This window comes from Conexibacter sp. JCM 18997 (assembly GCF_055391915.1).
In genome coordinates this window covers 4,523,952-4,538,865 of sequence record NZ_AP043885.1, presented here as the reverse complement: position 1 = coordinate 4,538,865, position 14,914 = coordinate 4,523,952, and the positions used below count along the sequence as shown (strand labels likewise).

The window sequence follows — 14,914 nt, the reverse complement described above, 5'->3', positions numbered from 1 at the left end:
GACCCACGTTGCGGGTAACGCCCCGCGCATGTCACGCGTGTCCCGGGCCGCGATCGCCATCGTGGCGCTCGCCTGTGCCATCGCTCCCGCTGCGGCCTCGGCCGCGTCCTCGACGTCCGACGTGCTGCTCTCGCTGCGCCACCCGCCCGGGCTGGCCGCGTTCGTCAAGTCGGTCTCCGACCCGACGTCGCCGACGTACCGCCGGTACTCCAGCGTGCAGCGGCTGGCCCAGCGGTTCGGCGCGTCGCGGGCCGATCGGCAGACCGCCAGGCGCTACCTGCGCAGCCACGGGCTGCAGGTCACCGACAGCCCGACGGGCACGTACCTGATCGCCCGCGGCGGGCGCGCCGCGCTCGGCGCGGCCTTCCCGGCGGGCGCCGGCGCGGCGGCGGCGGCCCGCAGCGGCCGACTGCCCGTGCCGCCCGCGCTGCGCGGGGCGGTCGCCGGCGTGGCCCGCGCGCCCAAGACCCCGCAGCCGGACGGGGTGGCCACCGCGCGACAGGCGCCGCTGGAGCCGCTGACCCTGTCGCCCGAGCAGGTGCAGGCGGTGCTGGACAACTACGGCTCGATCCGCGTGCGCACAGGGACGCCGCAGGGGTGCCCGGAGGGGGTCAACGCCCAGGCCGGGATCCCCAACCCGCCGCTGTCGGACCAGCTGCACGGCTACACGCCCAACCAGTACACGACCGCCTACGGCCACGCGACGATGCACGCGCGCGGCCTGCGCGGCGAGGGCATGCGCGTCGCCGTGATCGACATCGGCGGCTTCGACCCGGCCGCGGTGAGGGCCTTCGGCGCGTGCTTCAACCTGCGCGTGCCGCCGATCCAGGTGACCAAGGTGGAAGCGCTGGGCCAGCCGGGCAACGGGGCCAGCGAGACCACGCTGGATCTGGAGATGCTGGTCGCCGGCGCGCCCGGGCTGCGCGGCATCGAGCTCGTCCAGGGCAAGTTCCAGGACGGCGGCTACGTGCGGCTGCTGGCCGAGGCGATCGGCCGCCCGGGCCGCACGCCGAACGTCGTGTCCAGCTCGCTGGGCCTGTGCGAGCCGCTGATGTCCGGCTCGCGCTCGTGGATGGACGCCGCCAACGACATCCTCGCGGTGGCCGCCGGCGCGGGCATCTCGGTGCTCGACGCGGCCGGCGACCAGGGCGCGGCCGACTGCTCGGCCATGCCCTTCCGGGCCGTCGACTTCCCGACCTCCTCGCCCTACATCACGTCGGTGGGCGGCACGAACATCGTGCTCGACGCCGACAACCGGCTGGTCGACGAGATCGCCTGGAACAACGCGCCCGGCATCGCCTACGGCGGGGGCGGCGGCCTGAGCCTGATCTGGAACCGCCCGTGGTGGCAGCGGCCGGTGCTCAACCCCGACCGCACGACCGACTCGACGCGCTCGACGCCGGACCTGGCCGCGCTGGGCGATCGCTTCCCGGGCTACGCGCTCAACGTCGGCGGCCAGTGGACGACGGTCGGCGGCACCAGCGCCGCGTCGCCGCTGACCGCGGCGGGCATCGCGCTGGCCGATCAGGCCGCCGCGCGCGCGGGCCAGCCGCCGGTCGGCTTCATCAACCCGCTGCTGTACCGGCTGGCCGCCGGACCGCAGCGCGCGCAGGTGGTCAACGACGTCGTCCAGGGCAACAACGACATCGGCCCGGCGATCGCCTCCAACGGCGGCATCGGCCTGGGCTGCTGCGTCACCGGACCCGGCTATGACCTGGCCAGCGGCTGGGGCTCGCTGAAGATCGCCGGCTTCAGCGACGCGGCGTTGGCGGCGGGCCGCAGGGCGGCCCGCTGATCAGCGCTTGCCCGTGGCGCTGCGGAAGGCGAACCAGCAGATCACGGTGACGATCGCGGCCAGGATCGGGATCGTCCACGTGAACGAGGTGATGATCGCCAGCAGCGCGGTGACGACGGTGACCAGCGCGGCCGTGCCACCGACCATCGTGGCCATGTAGGCGCGCTGTTCGCGTTTGCGCCGAGGGGTGGACGAAGGGCGTCGGGCGGGTGAGCTCATGGTCACCCCAGGATGCCAGGCTCACCGAACTACCGTGGAGAGGGTGCCTCCGATTCTTCGCATCACCGAGTTCACCGACCCAGGCTGCCCGTTCGCCTTCAGCGCCGAGCCGTCGCGCTGGCGCATGCAATGGCTGTACGCCGACCACGACCTCGACTGGAGCTGGCGCATGGTCGTGCTGGCCCGCGACTCCGCGGAGTACGAGGCCAAGGGCCTCAAGCCCGAGATGATCGCCGGCGGGGCCAAGATGCTCTCCGAGCAGCACGGCATGCCGATGTTCACCGAGGTGCGCGACCGCGTGCCCGGCACGCTGCCGGCCTGCACGGCGGTGGTGGCCACGCGCCTGCACGCGCCCGAGCTGGAGGGCGCGATCCTGCGCCGCCTGCGCCTGCGCAACTTCGCCGGTGAGAACCTCGACGAGCAGTCGACGATCGACGGCGCCGCCGGCGACGTGGGCATCGAGCCCAACCAGCTGGCGTCGTGGATGGACGAGCTCGACGTCCAGGCCGCCGTCGAGGCCGACGCCACCGCCGCGCGCCACCCGGCGCCCGCCGCGCTGGTGCTGGACGAGCGCCTGGCCGACTGGGAGCACGGGCGGCGCTACACCTGCCCGTCCTACGAGCTGGTGCCCGACGGCAACGAGGCGGCGTTGGTGGCCATCCCGGGCTTCCAACCGTGGCCGGTCTACGACGTGGCGCTGGCCAACCTCCTGCCCGACGTCCCGCGGCGGGCCAACCCGGCGTCGGTCACCGAGGTGCTGGCCTGGGCGGGCGAGCCGCTGGCCGCCGCCGAGGTCGCCGTGGTCATGGGCATCGCGCTCGACGAGGCGACCGAGCAGCTGGCGGGCGTCGCCCGCAGCATCCCGCTGGGCAACGGCGTCCTCTGGGAGCTCGCCTACTAGCCGCGCACCCGTGGGGTTGGCGGATTTGTCCGTGACGGTCACGGATATCTCCGCCAACGTCTGCGGGCGGGGCGTCGATCAGGCCGCGAGCGCGTCGATCACGTGCAGCTCCGCGTCGCCCAGCGTGCGCAGCTCGCGCACCGCGTCGGTCAGCGCGACCATCTCGACGTTCATCGACCGCAACGAGGCCATCGTGCCCCAATGGCCCTCGTGCGCCGCCTCCATCGCGGCGATCCCCAGGCGCGTGGCCAGCACCCGGTCGAACGCGGTGGGCGTGCCGCCGCGCTGGATGTGGCCGAGCACGGTGGTGCGCGTCTCGTAGCCCGTGCGCTGCTCGATCTCGGCCTCCAGGCGCTGGCCCACGCCGCCCAGGCGCGCGTGCCCGAACTCGTCGGTCTGCGCGCCCATCGCCTCGATGTCGCCGCCCACCGGGGTCGCGCCCTCGGAGACGACGACGATGCCGAAGTGCCGGCCGAGCGCGAAGCGGCGCTCCAGGCGCGCGCAGATCTCCTCGACGTCGAACGGCCGCTCGGGCACGAGGATCACGTCCGCGCCGCCGGCGATGCCCGAGTAGAAGGCGATCCAGCCCGCGTGGCGGCCCATCACCTCGAGGATCATCACGCGCCGGTGCGACTCGGCCGTCGTGTGCAGGCGATCGAGCGCCTCGCTGGCCACCTGCACCGCGGTGTCGAAGCCGAAGGTCAGGTCCGTGCCGCCCAGGTCGTTGTCGATCGTCTTGGGCACGCCGACCACGTTGATGCCGGCCTCGTGCAGCTTGGCCGCGGCGCCCAGCGTGTCCTCGCCGCCGATCGCCACCAGCCCGTCCAGCGAGTGCTCGATCAGCGTCTCGCGGATCCGCTCGATCCCGTCGTCGCGCTTGAACGGGTTGGTGCGCGACGAGCCGAGGATCGTGCCGCCGCGCGGGAGGATGCCGCGCACGGCCTCCATCGTCAGCGGCATCGTGTCGCCCTCCAGCGGGCCGCGCCAGCCGTCGCGGAAGCCGACGACGCCGTCGCCGTAGCCATGGGCGCGGCGCACGACCGCCCGGATCACGCCGTTGAGTCCGGGGCAGTCTCCGCCGCCGGTCAGGATTCCCACTCGCATCGTGGGATCGACGGTAGCGCGCGTCAGGCCAGCAGGCGATCCAGCTCGACGCCGAGCGCTCCGGCGTCGGACACCACCGCGTCGGCGGCGCCCAGGTCCTCGGCCTTGAACGGGCCGGTGGCGATGGCGATCACGCGCAGCTCGTCGGACTGCGCACAGGCGATGTCACGCGGCGTGTCACCGATCACCACCGTGCGCTCGCGTGGGTGCGGCGCGTCGCGCGTGCCCGCCCGGCGACGGGCGATCGGCGGCAGGTCGGTGCGGTCCTCGGAGTCCGAGCCGAACCCGCCCTGGCCGCTGGGGAAGAAGTGCTCCAGCCCGGCGGCCCGCAGCTTCAGGCGGGCGATCGGCTCGAGGTTGCCGGTGACCAGCGACAGCGCGACGTCGTCGCGGGCCGACAGGCGCTCCAGCAGCGCGACCATGCCCGGCGAGATCGTGGCCGACAGATCGTCGGGCACCAGGCGCGCGTACGCCTCGGTGCTGGCCTCGCGCAACGCGCCGAAGCGCTCCTCGATGCGCAGCGCCGACACGCCGACCGACAGCAGCGTCGCCCGGGCGATCTCGATGTCCGTGCGCCCGGCGGCCTCGACCTTCACGCCCTGCGTGTCCACCCCGTAGACCGCGTGCATCGCCTCGTGCAGCGCGACGGCGTGCTCGCGCGAGGCGCGGCGCAGCAGCGTCCCGTCGATGTCGAACAGCAGCAGGAGGTCGGTCGGCGCGGCCATCAGCGCAGGAGGTCGGTCTCGGCGGTGATCCGCTGGGTGAACGCGGCGATCAACGCGATCGTCGCCTCGACGTCGTCGAGCTGGCACATCTCCACCGGCGAGTGCATGTAGCGCAGCGGCACGGAGACCAGCCCGCAGGGGATGCCGCCGCGGGCGATGTGGAAGGCGTCCGCGTCGGTGCCCGTGCCGCGCCCCGAGCTGGACTGGACCGTGGCCTCGATGCCCTCGGCCTTGGCCGTCTCGTAGAGCAGCTCGAAGATCACCGGGTGCAGCGTCGAGGAGCGGGTGATGACCGGGCCGCTGCCCAGCGGGTGCTTGCCCTCCTCGCGCACGGAGATGCCGGGCGCGTCGGTCGCGTGGGTCACGTCGACGACGATCGCCACCGCGGGGTTCAGCGAGAACGCGGTCGTGCGCGCGCCCGCGAAGGTCGTCTCCTCCTGGGCCACGGCGACGCCGGCCACGTCGCCCGGTGCGCCACCCGCGCCGGCCACGCGGCGGGCCACCTCGAGCGCGACGTAGGAGCCCAGGCGGTTGTCCAGCGCGCGCGAGGCGATGCGCTGGTTGGGCAGCTGCACCGGCTCGCCGGCGATCACCGCGACGTCGCCGACGCGCACCAGCTCGCGCGCCTCGTCGCCGTCCTTGGCGCCGATGTCGATGTGCAGGTCGGTCAGCTCCGGCGCCTTCTTGCGGTCGTCGGGCTTGAGCAGGTGGATCGGCTTCTTGCCCACGACGCCAGGGATCGGGCCGTTCTGCGTCTGCAGCTCGAGGCGCTGGCCGACGAGGATCACCGGATCCCAGCCGCCGACGCTGGTGAACCACAGCATGCCCTCGTCGTCGACGTAGGTGACGATCAGGCCGATCTCGTCGATGTGGCCCACGACGGCGGTCAGTGGGCCACCGGCGGTGCCCGGCGCGATCGCGACCGACGAGCCGACCGTATCGGCGCGCACGTCGTCGCTGAACTCGCGGGCCGAGGCGCGCCACACCTCGGCGGCGGCGCGTTCGTAGCCCGAGGGGCCGGCGGTGGTCAGCAGATCGGACAGCAGCGACGGGATCGGCATGACGGTGAGGCTACCCGTACCGAATCGCGCGGAAGTGCCTGGGACAATCGGGTCCGTGATCCGCGTCCTCGTCGTCGACGATCACCCGGTGGTGCGGGCCGGGCTGGAGGCCGTCCTGCGCGCCGAGCCGGGGATGGTCGCGGTCGGCGCCGCCGTCGGGCCGCACGACGCCATCGCGCTGGTGCGGCGCACGCGGCCGGACGTGGTGCTGGTCGACGCCCGCCTGGGCGAGCACGACGGCCTGGACCTGTGCCGGGCGCTGTGTCGCGAGCCCGCCCCGGCCGCGGTGCTGCTGATCTCGGCCGACCACTCGCCCGAGCTGGCCGCGGCCGCGCTCGACGCGGGCGCCCGGGGGGCGATCGACAAGGCGACCGACCTCCCCGAGCTGTTCGACGCGATCCGGCTGGCGGCCCGGCCGGACCGGGCCGCCGACGCCGGAACCGCGTAGCTAGCCGTTCAGCTGGCGCAGCACGTACTGCAGGATGCCGCCGTTGCGCAGGTACAGCGCCTCCTTGGGCGTGTCGATGCGCACGCGGACGGTGAACTCCTTGTCGCCGGCCTTGACCGTGATGTCGCGCGGCGGCGCCTCGCCCGCGTTGAGCTTCTCGGCGATGCCGGTGATCTCGAACGTCTCCTCGCCGGTCAGCCCGAGCGACTCCGCGCTCTCGCCGTCGGCGTACTGCAGCGGAATCACGCCCATGCCCACCAGGTTGGAGCGATGGATGCGCTCGAAGGACTCGGCCAGGACCGCCTTGACCCCGAGCAGGTTCGTGCCCTTGGCCGCCCAGTCGCGCGACGAGCCCGAGCCGTACTCCTTGCCGCCGAGCACGACGAGCGGGATGCCCTCCTCCTGGTACTTCATCGAGGCGTCGTAGATCGACATCTCGGCGCCCGACCCGTCGGCCAGGTAGCGCGTCACGCCGCCCTCGGTGCCCGGCGCGAGCTGGTTGCGCAGGCGGATGTTGGCGAACGTGCCGCGCATCATCACCTCGTGGTTGCCGCGCCGTGACCCGTAGGAGTTGAAGTCCTTGGGCGCCACGCCGTGCTCCTGCAGGTACTTGCCCGCCGGGCCGTCCTTCTTGATCGAGCCGGCCGGCGAGATGTGGTCGGTGGTGACCGAGTCGCCCAGCTTGGCCAGCACGCGCGCGCCCGTGATGTCGGTCAGCTCGGCCGGATCGGGCGACAGGCCCTCGAAGAACGTCGGGAGGCGCACGTAGGTCGAGTCGTCGTCCCAGGCGAAGCGGTCGCCGGTCGGGACGTCCAGCCCGCGCCAGCGCTCGTCGCCCTCGAACACGTCGCCGTAGCTCTTGCGGAACATGTCCGCCTGCACGGCCGACTCGATCGTCTCGGCGATCTCCTGCTCGGAGGGCCAGATGTCGCGCAGGTAGACGTCGTCGCCGTTGCGGTCCTGCCCGAGCGGGTCGTTGAGCAGGTCGATGTCCATGGTGCCGGCCAGCGCGTAGGCCACGACCAGCGGCGGCGACGCCAGGTAGTTCATCTTCACGTCGGGGTTGATGCGCCCCTCGAAGTTGCGGTTGCCCGACAGCACGGACACCACCGCGAGGTCGTTCTCCTGCACCGCGGCGGAGATCTCGTCGGGCAGCGGGCCGGAGTTGCCGATGCACGTCGTGCAGCCGTAGCCGACGAGGTTGAAGCCGAGCTCGTCGAGGTACTCGTTCAGCCCGGAACGCTCGTAGTACTCGGTCACCACCTTGGAGCCCGGGGCCAGCGAGGTCTTCACCCACGGCTTGCTGCTCAGGCCCTTCTCGACCGCCTTCTTGGCCAGCAGGCCGGCGCCGAGCATGACCGACGGGTTGCTGGTGTTCGTGCACGAGGTGATCGCGGCGATCACCACGCGCCCGTGGTCGAGGTCGGTGGCGGTGCCGTCGGCCATCGTCACCGCGACCGGGTCGGCGGCCAGCGCGACCTGCGCGGGCGCCGGATCGGACGGTGCGCCCTCGACGGCGTGATCGTCCTGGTTGCCGCCGCCGTTGGTGGCCGGCGGGTCGGAGGCCGGGAACGACTCGGCGGACGCCTCGTCGGCCACGGTCTCGACCTCGGGCAGGTGCTCCTTGACCGCCTCGCGGAAGCGCTCCTGGGACTCGGTCAGCACGACGCGGTCCTGCGGACGGCGCGGGCCGGCGATCGAGGGCACGACGTCGGCCAGGTCCAGCTCCAGGGTGTCGGAGAACGTGGGGTCCTCGTAGTCGTCGTCGAGCCACATGCCCTGGGCCCGCGCGTAGGCCTCGACCAGCTCCAGCTGGTCCTTGGGGCGGCCCGTGAACTCGAGGTAGCGGATCGTCTCGGCGTCGATCGGGAAGATCGCGCAGGTCGAGCCGAACTCCGGCGACATGTTGCCCAGGGTGGCCCGGTCGGCCAGCGGCAGCGCGGCGACGCCCGGGCCGAAGAACTCGACGAAGCGGCCGACGACGCCCTTCTTGCGCAGCATCTCGGTGACGGTCAGCACCAGGTCCGTGGCCGTCGCACCCTCGGGCAGGCTGCCCGACAGCTTGAAGCCGAGCACCTGCGGGAGCAGCATCGACATCGGCTGGCCGAGCATCGCGGCCTCGGCCTCGATGCCGCCCACGCCCCAGCCCAGCACGCCCAGGCCGTTGACCATCGTCGTGTGCGAGTCGGTCCCGACCAGCGTGTCGGGGTAGGCGACGCCGTCGGCCTCGAAGACCACGCGGGCCAGGTACTCGATGTTGACCTGATGGACGATGCCGGTGTCCGGCGGGACGGCGGCGAAGTTCTCGAAGGCGTCCTGGCCCCAGCGCAGGAAGGCGTAGCGCTCCTCGTTGCGCTCGAACTCGCGCTCGGCGTTGCGCACGAACGCGTCGGCGCTGCCGAACACGTCGACCTGCACGGAGTGGTCGATGACCAGCTCGACCGGGACCAGCGGGTTGATCTTGCCCGGGTCGCCGCCCATGTCGGCCATCGCGTCGCGCATCGCGGCGAGGTCGACGACGCAGGGAACGCCGGTGAAGTCCTGCAGGATCACGCGCGCGGGCGAGAAGGCGATCTCCTCGGAAGGCTCGGCCTTGGCGTCCCAGGTGGCGATCTTGAGGATGTCGTCCTTGGTGACGGAGCCGTTGCCCTCGGTGCGCAGCAGGTTCTCGAGCAGGATCTTCAGCGAGAACGGCAGACGGGCGACGTCGTACTGCGACTGGAGCGCGTCGAGACGGAAGTACTCGAGCTCGCGATCGCCGACGCGGAGGGTGGCACGGGCGTCAAAGGAGTTTTCGGACACGGTTTCTCTCTTATCTCCTGGTGGAGGGATGCCCAACAGTGTCCCACGAACCGCTTCGCGATTAGGGTTGCGCGATGCCTTCCCTGACCAGGCGCCGACTGCTCGGCGCCGGCGCCGTCGCCACGGCGGGCGCCGCACTCCCCGCCACCGCCACCGCCGCGGCCCGCCGCGCGGGTCGCACGGTCGACGTCGCCGTGGTCGGCGCGGGCCTGGCCGGCCTGGCCGCCGCGCGGGCGATCGCGGCCGCCGGGCACTCCGTCGTGGTGCTCGAGGCGCGCGATCGGGTCGGCGGGCGCACGCTCAACCACAGCATCGGCGGCGGCGAGGTCGTCGAGATCGGCGGCCAGTGGGTCGGCCCCACGCAGGACGCCCTGCTCGGCCTGGCCCGCGAGCTGAAGGTCGACACGTTCAAGACCTACTTCGAGGGCGACGCGGTCTACCTGCGCAACGGGCAGCGCTCGACGTTCTCGACCACGACGCTGCTGCCGCCCGATCCCGACATCGCCGACGCGGCGACCGCGATCCTCAAGCTCAACCAGCTGGCCTCGACGATCCCCGTCGACGCCCCGTGGACCGCGCCGGACGCGCTGACCTACGACGGCCAGACCGCCGAGACGTGGAAGCTGGCCAACACGAGCACGCCGGGCGGGCGCTTCCTGCTCGACCTGGGCATCGAGTCGGTGTGGGCGGCCGAGCCGCGCGACGTCTCGCTGCTGCACGTCCTGTTCTACATCGCCGCCGCGGGCAACGGGAAGGTGCCGGCCGACTTCAACCGGCTGCTGAACACCACCGGCGGCGCACAGGAGTCGCGCTTCGTCGGCGGCTCCCAGCTGCTGAGCATCCGCATGGCCCGCGTGCTGGGCCGCCGCGTGGTGCTCAACGCCCCGGTGCGGCGGATCGCGCAGGTGCGCGGCGGCGTGCAGGTGATCAGCGACCAGCTGGCCGTGCGGGCCAAGCAGGTGATCGTCACCGGGCCGCCCGCGCTGACCGCGCTGATCGACTACGACCCGATCCTGCCCGCCGAGCGCGCGCAGCTGACCCAGCGCTTCCCGCAGGGCAACGCGATCAAGTGCGAGGCCGTGTACCCCACGCCGTTCTGGCGGGCCGATGGGCTGGCCGGCTACACGAACGCCGACACGTCGCCGATCCGACTGACCTACGACAACTCGCCGCCCGACGGCAAGCCGGGCGTGCTGCTGGGCTTCATCGAGGGCCACGAGGCGCGCGTGTGGAGCCGCCGCCCGGCCGCCGAGCGCAAGGCCGCGGTGCTGCGCAACTTCGCCCAGTTCTTCGGCGACGCCGCGCTGAAGCCGACGCAGTACGTCGAGAAGGACTGGTCGGCCGAGGCGTGGACGCGCGGGTGCTACGTCGGCTTCACCCCGCCGGGCGTGCTGTCGGACTTCGGCACGGCGATCCGGGAGCCGATCGGGCGCATCAAGTGGGCCGGCGCGGAGACGGCGACCTACTGGAACGGCTACATGGACGGCGCGGTCAGCTCCGGACGGCGCGCGGCCAAGGAGGCGCTGGGCGACCTGTAGTCAGCGGCGCGCGCGCTCGAAGCGCCGCCGGCGGCGGTCGACCTCGAACCACACGCGGGTGCCGGTGGCCTCGCGCTCGACGCCCCAGCTCGAGGCCAGCTTGTCGACCAGGCGCAGGCCGAAGCCGTTGACGTCGTGGCGCACCTCGGGGTCGAAGCCCGAGCCGCCGTCGATCACGTCGATGCGCGCGTAGCCCTCGGCCAGCGCCGCCTCGATGCGGATGTCGCTGTCGACGCCCGCGTGGCGGACGCAGTTGGTCACCAGCTCGGTGGCCAGCAGCGAAACGGTGTGATCGAGGTCGGGGTCGAGCCCACCGGCCATCAGGGCGCGGCGCGCGCGGCGCGCCGACTCTGGCACTGGTGGCAGCTCAATCGTGAGGGACTTGGGCTGCGTGGCCATGAGCGGCATGTCCTCTTGGCTTCCCGACGATCCGGATTCCATGCGTCGACGTGCAGGATGACAGCCCATCCAGCCAGAGTCGACGGTGCTCAGCCGGCGGCCAGCATGCGCCGCCGCAGGTCGGCCCGGTCGAACGGCGCCGCCGGCGTGGTGGCGACCAGCTCGCCGATCAGCGTCGCCACCGCCCGGGGATCGTCGATGTGCGGGAAGTGTCCGGCGTGATCGAGCACCTCCAGGCGCGAGCCCGGCATCGCCTCGTGGGCGGCCAGGCCGTGGGCCAGCGGGATGATCTGGTCCTTGGCCCCCCAGATCAGCAGGCTGGGCAGCAGCTCGGTCAGGTACAGGCGGTCGCTGGCGTTGACGATCTGACCGCCGGTGCCCACGAGCGTGCGCACCGTGCCCAGGAACGCCCGGCGGGCGCCGGCGTCGCTGAGACCGGCCAGCGAGCGCGCCCCTTCGCGCAGGTCGGTCGAGGGCGGGCGGCCGAGCGCGCCCAGGGCCTTGCCGGCCAGGCGCCCGCCGAACCGCATCGGGCCCGAGGCCAGCACGGGCACCACCAGCTCGGCGCCGGGCAGGACCGCGGCGCGCATCCAGGGGCTGACCTCCTTGCCCAGGCCGCCGCTGTTGAGCAGCGCCAGCCGCTCGATGTACTCGGGGAACTGGTAGGCGAACTGCATGGCCACGCCGCCGCCCAGCGAGTGGCCGACGAGCGTCGCCCGCGGGACGTCGAGCACCTCCAGCAGATCCCGCAGGACGCACGCGTAGGCGCCGGTCGAGTAGTCCCCGATCGGCCCGTCGGAGCCGCCGTGCCCGGGCAGGTCGGGCACGATCACGTCGTGGTGCTCGGCCAGCAGCGGGAACAGCGCGTCCCACGTGTCGCCCTCGCTGGCGATGCCGTGGATCAGCAGCAGCGGCGGCCCTGCGCCGGCGCGTCGGTACCGCAGACCGCGCCCGTGCAGGCGAACCGTGCTCACCGGATCTGGATACCCGAGATCGCCCGGCTGATCACCAGGCGCTGGATCTCGGAGGTGCCCTCGAAGATCGTGTAGATCTTGGCGTCGCGGTGGAAGCGCTCGACCGGGAACTCGCGCGTGTAGCCGTTGCCGCCCAGGATCTGGATCGCCCGCTCGGTCGCCCACACGGCGACCTCGCCGGCCTTCAGCTTGCTCATCGAGCCCTCGGCGTTGTGGAACGGCTTGCCGGTGCGGCCCATCCACGAGGCGCGCCACACGAGCAGGCGCGCGGCGTCGATCTCCATCTTCATGTCGGCCAGGGCGAAGGCGATCGCCTGGTTGTCGATGATCGGACGGCCGAACTGCGTGCGCTCCTTGGCGTACTGGAGCGAGTACTCGTACGCGGCGCGGGCGATGCCCAGCGCCTGGGCGCCGACGACGGGGCGGGAGGCCTCGAAGGTGGCCATCGCGGCCTGGCCGCGAGACCGCTGGCCCTCGCGCACGCGGGCCAGCCGCTCGTCGAGCTTGTCCTTGCCGCCCAGCACCTGGTCGGCCGGGATGCGGCAGTCGTCGAGGTGGACGTCGGAGGTGTGCGACGCGCGCAGGCCGTGCTTCTTGACCTTGGCGCCCTGCTCGATGCCCTTCGTCTCGTCCTTGGAGATGACGAACGCGGCGTGCCCGCGCGAGCCGAGCTCGCGGTCGACGGTGGCGATCACCACGTGCACGTCGGCGATGCCGCCGTTGGTGGCCCACGCCTTCTGGCCGTTGAGCACCCACTCGTTGGTGGCCTCGTCGAAGCGCGCGGTCGTGCGCACGGCGGAGACGTCGGAGCCGGCGTCGGGCTCGGACGAGCAGAAGGCCGCGACCTTGACGTCCTCGGGCGTGCCGAAGCAGCGCGGGATCCACTGGCCGATCTGCTCCCCGGTGCCCTGGCCGAAGATCGCCGCGACGGCCAGCGAGGTGCCCATGATCGCCATGCCGATGCCGGCGTCGCCCCAGAACAGCTCCTCGTTGACGATCGGCAGCGTCAGGCCGCTCTCGTCGGCGTAGAACGAGGCCAGCCCCTCGAAGCCGTAGAGGCCGATCTTCGCCGCCTCCTGGATGACCGGCCACGGCGTCTCTTCGCGCTCGTCCCACTCGTGGGCGGCGGGACGCACGACGTTCTCGGCGAAGCCGTGGACCCAGGCCTGCACGTCGCGCTGGTCGTCGTTGAGCTCGAGCGAGAAGGCCGGCTGGGTCGCCGCTTCGGTGGTGGCTGCCATGGCCGCAGTGTAAACGGTGACGTCTACGTGCTAGGCCGCGGACAGCTCGTCCAGCAGGGCCACGGCGAAGCTGCCCGGCCCGCGGGCGTTGGCCGCGGCCCGCTCGGCCGCGGTGGCCATCAGCTGCGAGGCCGCGACCGCGGCGTCCAGCGGCGTCGCGCTGACCGCGCAGAACGCGGCCATCAGCGCGCCCAGCGCGCAGCCCGCGCCGGTCACCTTGGTCAGCAGCACGTCCCCACCGGGGACCTCCACCACCGTGCGCCCGTCGGTCACGTGATCGATCACGCCGCTGACGGCGACGACCGCGCCCGTCCGGCGGGCCAGGTCGCGAGCCGCTCCCACGGCCTCCGACACGCCGGCGGTCGAGTCGACGCCCCGCCCGCCCCCGGCCGCGCCCGCGACCGCCAGGATCTCCGACGCGTTGCCGCGCACGATCGTCGGGCCCAGGGCGACCAGCTCGCCGGCCAGGCTCGTGCGCAGGGTCAGCGCGCCCACGGCGACGGGATCGAGCACCCAGGGCGTGTGCGCCTCCCGCGCGGCCGCGACGGCGATGCGCATCGACTCCGCCTCGGGCGCGGTCACGGTCCCGACGTTGATCAGCAGCGCGTCGGCGATGCGGGCGAAGTCGCCGGCCTCCTCGGCGGCCGGCACCATCGCGGGCGCCGCACCGGCGGCCAGCAGCACGTTGGCCGTGAAGTTCTGGACGACCGCGTTGGTCAGGCAGTGCGTGAGCGGCGCGCGCTCGCGCAGCTGGGTCAGGTCGCCGGTCATCCGAGCATCGCGCGATCACGGCCGGCGCGCTTGGCCGCGTACAGCGCGCGGTCGGCGGCGGCGATGACCGCCTCCGAGCCGGCGCAGTCCGGGCCGATCGTGGCCACGCCCGCGCTGACGCTGCCGTCGACCATGCGCGCCGACTCGACCAGCTCGACGGCGACGGCGAGCGCCTCCTGCGCGCTCAGGTGGACGAGCAGCGCGGCCAGCTCGTCGCCGCCGACGCGGGCCAGCACGTCGGAGGAGCGCAGCCGCGAGGAGAGCGCGCCGGCCACCCGCTTGAGCAGGTCGTCGCCCGCCGGGTGGCCCTGGGTGTCGTTGACCTGCTTGAGGTGATCGAGATCGAGCAGCACCAGGGCGGCGCGGTCGCCGTAGCGCTCGCAGCGGGAGATCTGGTGGTCGAGCTCGCGCATCAGCCGGCGGCGGTTGGGCAGGCCGGTCAGCGCGTCGTGATCGGCGGCGTGGCGCAGGTCGGCCTCGAGGCGGCGGCGCTCGGAGATGTCCTCGACCTGGACGACGAACGTGCGGGGCCGGCCCTCGGCGTCGCGCAGCAGGGAGACGTTCATCGTGCCCCACATGATCGTGTCGTCGCCGCGCCGGTAGCGCTTCTGCACGTGGAAGCCCTCGACCTCGCCGGCCAGCGCGCCTTCGATCAGCTGCTGGCAGAGCGCGACGTCACCGGGGTGCGTGAAGTCGCTCCAGTGCAGGCCGACGAGGTTCTCCTCGGTCCGCGCGAGCATGTGGCACATGGCCGAGTTGGCCCGGATCACGTGGCCGTCGGTGCAGTACAGCGCGAGCCCCATGGGCGCCAGTTGGAAGGCCTCACGCAGGTCCTCGAGCTCGGCCACGTACGGGCCGAGATCCGGGTCTGCGATGAGGCGTGCACGCACGTCGGGGCGAAGGTCCACACCGCATTCTTTCCTAGAATTCGGTTCA

Annotated in this window: 14 protein-coding genes; 4 read left to right on the top strand and 10 right to left on the bottom strand. The window is 72.8% G+C overall.

Annotated features, from left to right (window positions below; all coding sequences use genetic code 11):
- Window positions 1-28 precede the first annotated feature (28 nt).
- On the top strand, window positions 29-1,795 hold the full coding sequence (locus ACZ5UI_RS22800) for a S53 family peptidase (protein ID WP_464191371.1): 1,767 nt from the start codon (window positions 29-31) through the stop codon (window positions 1,793-1,795).
- Here the strand turns inward: ACZ5UI_RS22800 and ACZ5UI_RS22795 are convergent, their stop codons facing one another.
- Entirely contained in the window at window positions 1,796-1,951 is a 156-nt protein-coding gene (locus tag ACZ5UI_RS22795; RefSeq protein WP_464191369.1) for a hypothetical protein, read from the bottom strand.
- Window positions 1,952-2,057: 106 nt separating this feature from the next.
- Between ACZ5UI_RS22795 and ACZ5UI_RS22790 the strand changes: the two genes are divergently transcribed.
- A complete protein-coding gene (locus tag ACZ5UI_RS22790; RefSeq protein ID WP_464191367.1) occupies window positions 2,058-2,915 on the top strand; it encodes a DsbA family oxidoreductase in 858 nt (285 codons plus the stop codon).
- Between the two features lie 78 nt (window positions 2,916-2,993).
- On the opposite strand, the gene ACZ5UI_RS22785 is transcribed toward ACZ5UI_RS22790, so the two are convergent.
- The 3 genes from ACZ5UI_RS22785 to ACZ5UI_RS22775 are packed head-to-tail and all read right to left on the bottom strand — an operon-like array spanning window position 2,994 to window position 5,805.
- Window positions 2,994-4,019 (bottom strand): 6-phosphofructokinase, encoded by a 1,026-nt coding sequence (locus ACZ5UI_RS22785; RefSeq protein ID WP_464191365.1) that lies wholly within the window; start codon window positions 4,017-4,019, stop codon window positions 2,994-2,996.
- Window positions 4,020-4,042: 23 nt separating this feature from the next.
- The gene (locus ACZ5UI_RS22780; protein ID WP_464191363.1) at window positions 4,043-4,744 is read right to left on the bottom strand and encodes a haloacid dehalogenase-like hydrolase; all 702 of its coding nucleotides are present in this window, start codon (window positions 4,742-4,744) and stop codon (window positions 4,043-4,045) included.
- Window positions 4,744-5,805 carry a M42 family metallopeptidase gene (locus ACZ5UI_RS22775; protein WP_464191361.1) on the bottom strand — a complete coding sequence of 354 codons (1,062 nt, stop codon included), beginning with the start codon at window positions 5,803-5,805 and terminating at the stop codon, window positions 4,744-4,746. The genes ACZ5UI_RS22780 and ACZ5UI_RS22775 overlap by 1 nt, the downstream gene beginning before the upstream one ends.
- A 55-nt stretch (window positions 5,806-5,860) precedes the next feature.
- Between ACZ5UI_RS22775 and ACZ5UI_RS22770 the strand changes: the two genes are divergently transcribed.
- Window positions 5,861-6,253: a response regulator gene (locus ACZ5UI_RS22770; protein ID WP_464191359.1), complete on the top strand. Its 393-nt coding sequence runs from the start codon at window positions 5,861-5,863 to the stop codon at window positions 6,251-6,253.
- Here the strand turns inward: ACZ5UI_RS22770 and acnA are convergent, their stop codons facing one another.
- A complete protein-coding gene (gene acnA, locus ACZ5UI_RS22765; RefSeq protein WP_464191357.1) occupies window positions 6,254-9,055 on the bottom strand; it encodes an aconitate hydratase AcnA in 2,802 nt (933 codons plus the stop codon).
- Window positions 9,056-9,129: 74 nt separating this feature from the next.
- On the opposite strand from acnA, the gene ACZ5UI_RS22760 reads away from it, so the two are divergent.
- Window positions 9,130-10,593 (top strand): flavin monoamine oxidase family protein, encoded by a 1,464-nt coding sequence (locus tag ACZ5UI_RS22760; RefSeq protein ID WP_464191355.1) that lies wholly within the window; start codon window positions 9,130-9,132, stop codon window positions 10,591-10,593.
- Here the strand turns inward: ACZ5UI_RS22760 and ACZ5UI_RS22755 are convergent, their stop codons facing one another.
- The 5 genes from ACZ5UI_RS22755 to ACZ5UI_RS22735 form a co-directional block, all read right to left on the bottom strand.
- The gene (locus tag ACZ5UI_RS22755; protein WP_464191353.1) at window positions 10,594-10,950 is read right to left on the bottom strand and encodes an ATP-binding protein; all 357 of its coding nucleotides are present in this window, start codon (window positions 10,948-10,950) and stop codon (window positions 10,594-10,596) included. It abuts the gene before it with no gap.
- A gap of 131 nt (window positions 10,951-11,081) precedes the next feature.
- Entirely contained in the window at window positions 11,082-11,966 is an 885-nt protein-coding gene (locus ACZ5UI_RS22750) for an alpha/beta fold hydrolase (protein WP_464191351.1), read from the bottom strand.
- Window positions 11,963-13,207 carry an acyl-CoA dehydrogenase family protein gene (locus ACZ5UI_RS22745; protein WP_464191349.1) on the bottom strand — a complete coding sequence of 415 codons (1,245 nt, stop codon included), beginning with the start codon at window positions 13,205-13,207 and terminating at the stop codon, window positions 11,963-11,965. Before ACZ5UI_RS22745 ends, ACZ5UI_RS22750 begins: the two co-directional genes overlap by 4 nt.
- A gap of 30 nt (window positions 13,208-13,237) precedes the next feature.
- Complete coding sequence (gene thiM / locus ACZ5UI_RS22740) at window positions 13,238-13,978, bottom strand: hydroxyethylthiazole kinase (protein ID WP_464191347.1); 741 nt, start codon at window positions 13,976-13,978, stop codon at window positions 13,238-13,240.
- On the bottom strand, window positions 13,975-14,868 hold the full coding sequence (locus tag ACZ5UI_RS22735) for a sensor domain-containing diguanylate cyclase (RefSeq protein ID WP_464191345.1): 894 nt from the start codon (window positions 14,866-14,868) through the stop codon (window positions 13,975-13,977). Before ACZ5UI_RS22735 ends, thiM begins: the two co-directional genes overlap by 4 nt.
- Between the last annotated feature and the right edge of the window lie 46 nt (window positions 14,869-14,914).

Bases quoted from the DNA above. Each gene is read 5' to 3' on its own strand.
- ACZ5UI_RS22800 (WP_464191371.1), top strand. From the start codon at position 29: ATGTCACGCGTGTCCCGGGCCGCGATCGCCATCGTGGCGCTCGCCTGT.
- ACZ5UI_RS22785 (WP_464191365.1), bottom strand. From the start codon at position 4,019: ATGCGAGTGGGAATCCTGACCGGCGGCGGAGACTGCCCCGGACTCAAC.
- thiM (WP_464191347.1), bottom strand. From the start codon at position 13,978: ATGACCGGCGACCTGACCCAGCTGCGCGAGCGCGCGCCGCTCACGCAC.
- ACZ5UI_RS22745 (WP_464191349.1), bottom strand. From the start codon at position 13,207: ATGGCAGCCACCACCGAAGCGGCGACCCAGCCGGCCTTCTCGCTCGAG.
- ACZ5UI_RS22775 (WP_464191361.1), bottom strand. From the start codon at position 5,805: ATGCCGATCCCGTCGCTGCTGTCCGATCTGCTGACCACCGCCGGCCCC.
- ACZ5UI_RS22795 (WP_464191369.1), bottom strand. From the start codon at position 1,951: ATGGCCACGATGGTCGGTGGCACGGCCGCGCTGGTCACCGTCGTCACC.
- ACZ5UI_RS22760 (WP_464191355.1), top strand. From the start codon at position 9,130: ATGCCTTCCCTGACCAGGCGCCGACTGCTCGGCGCCGGCGCCGTCGCC.
- ACZ5UI_RS22780 (WP_464191363.1), bottom strand. From the start codon at position 4,744: ATGGCCGCGCCGACCGACCTCCTGCTGCTGTTCGACATCGACGGGACG.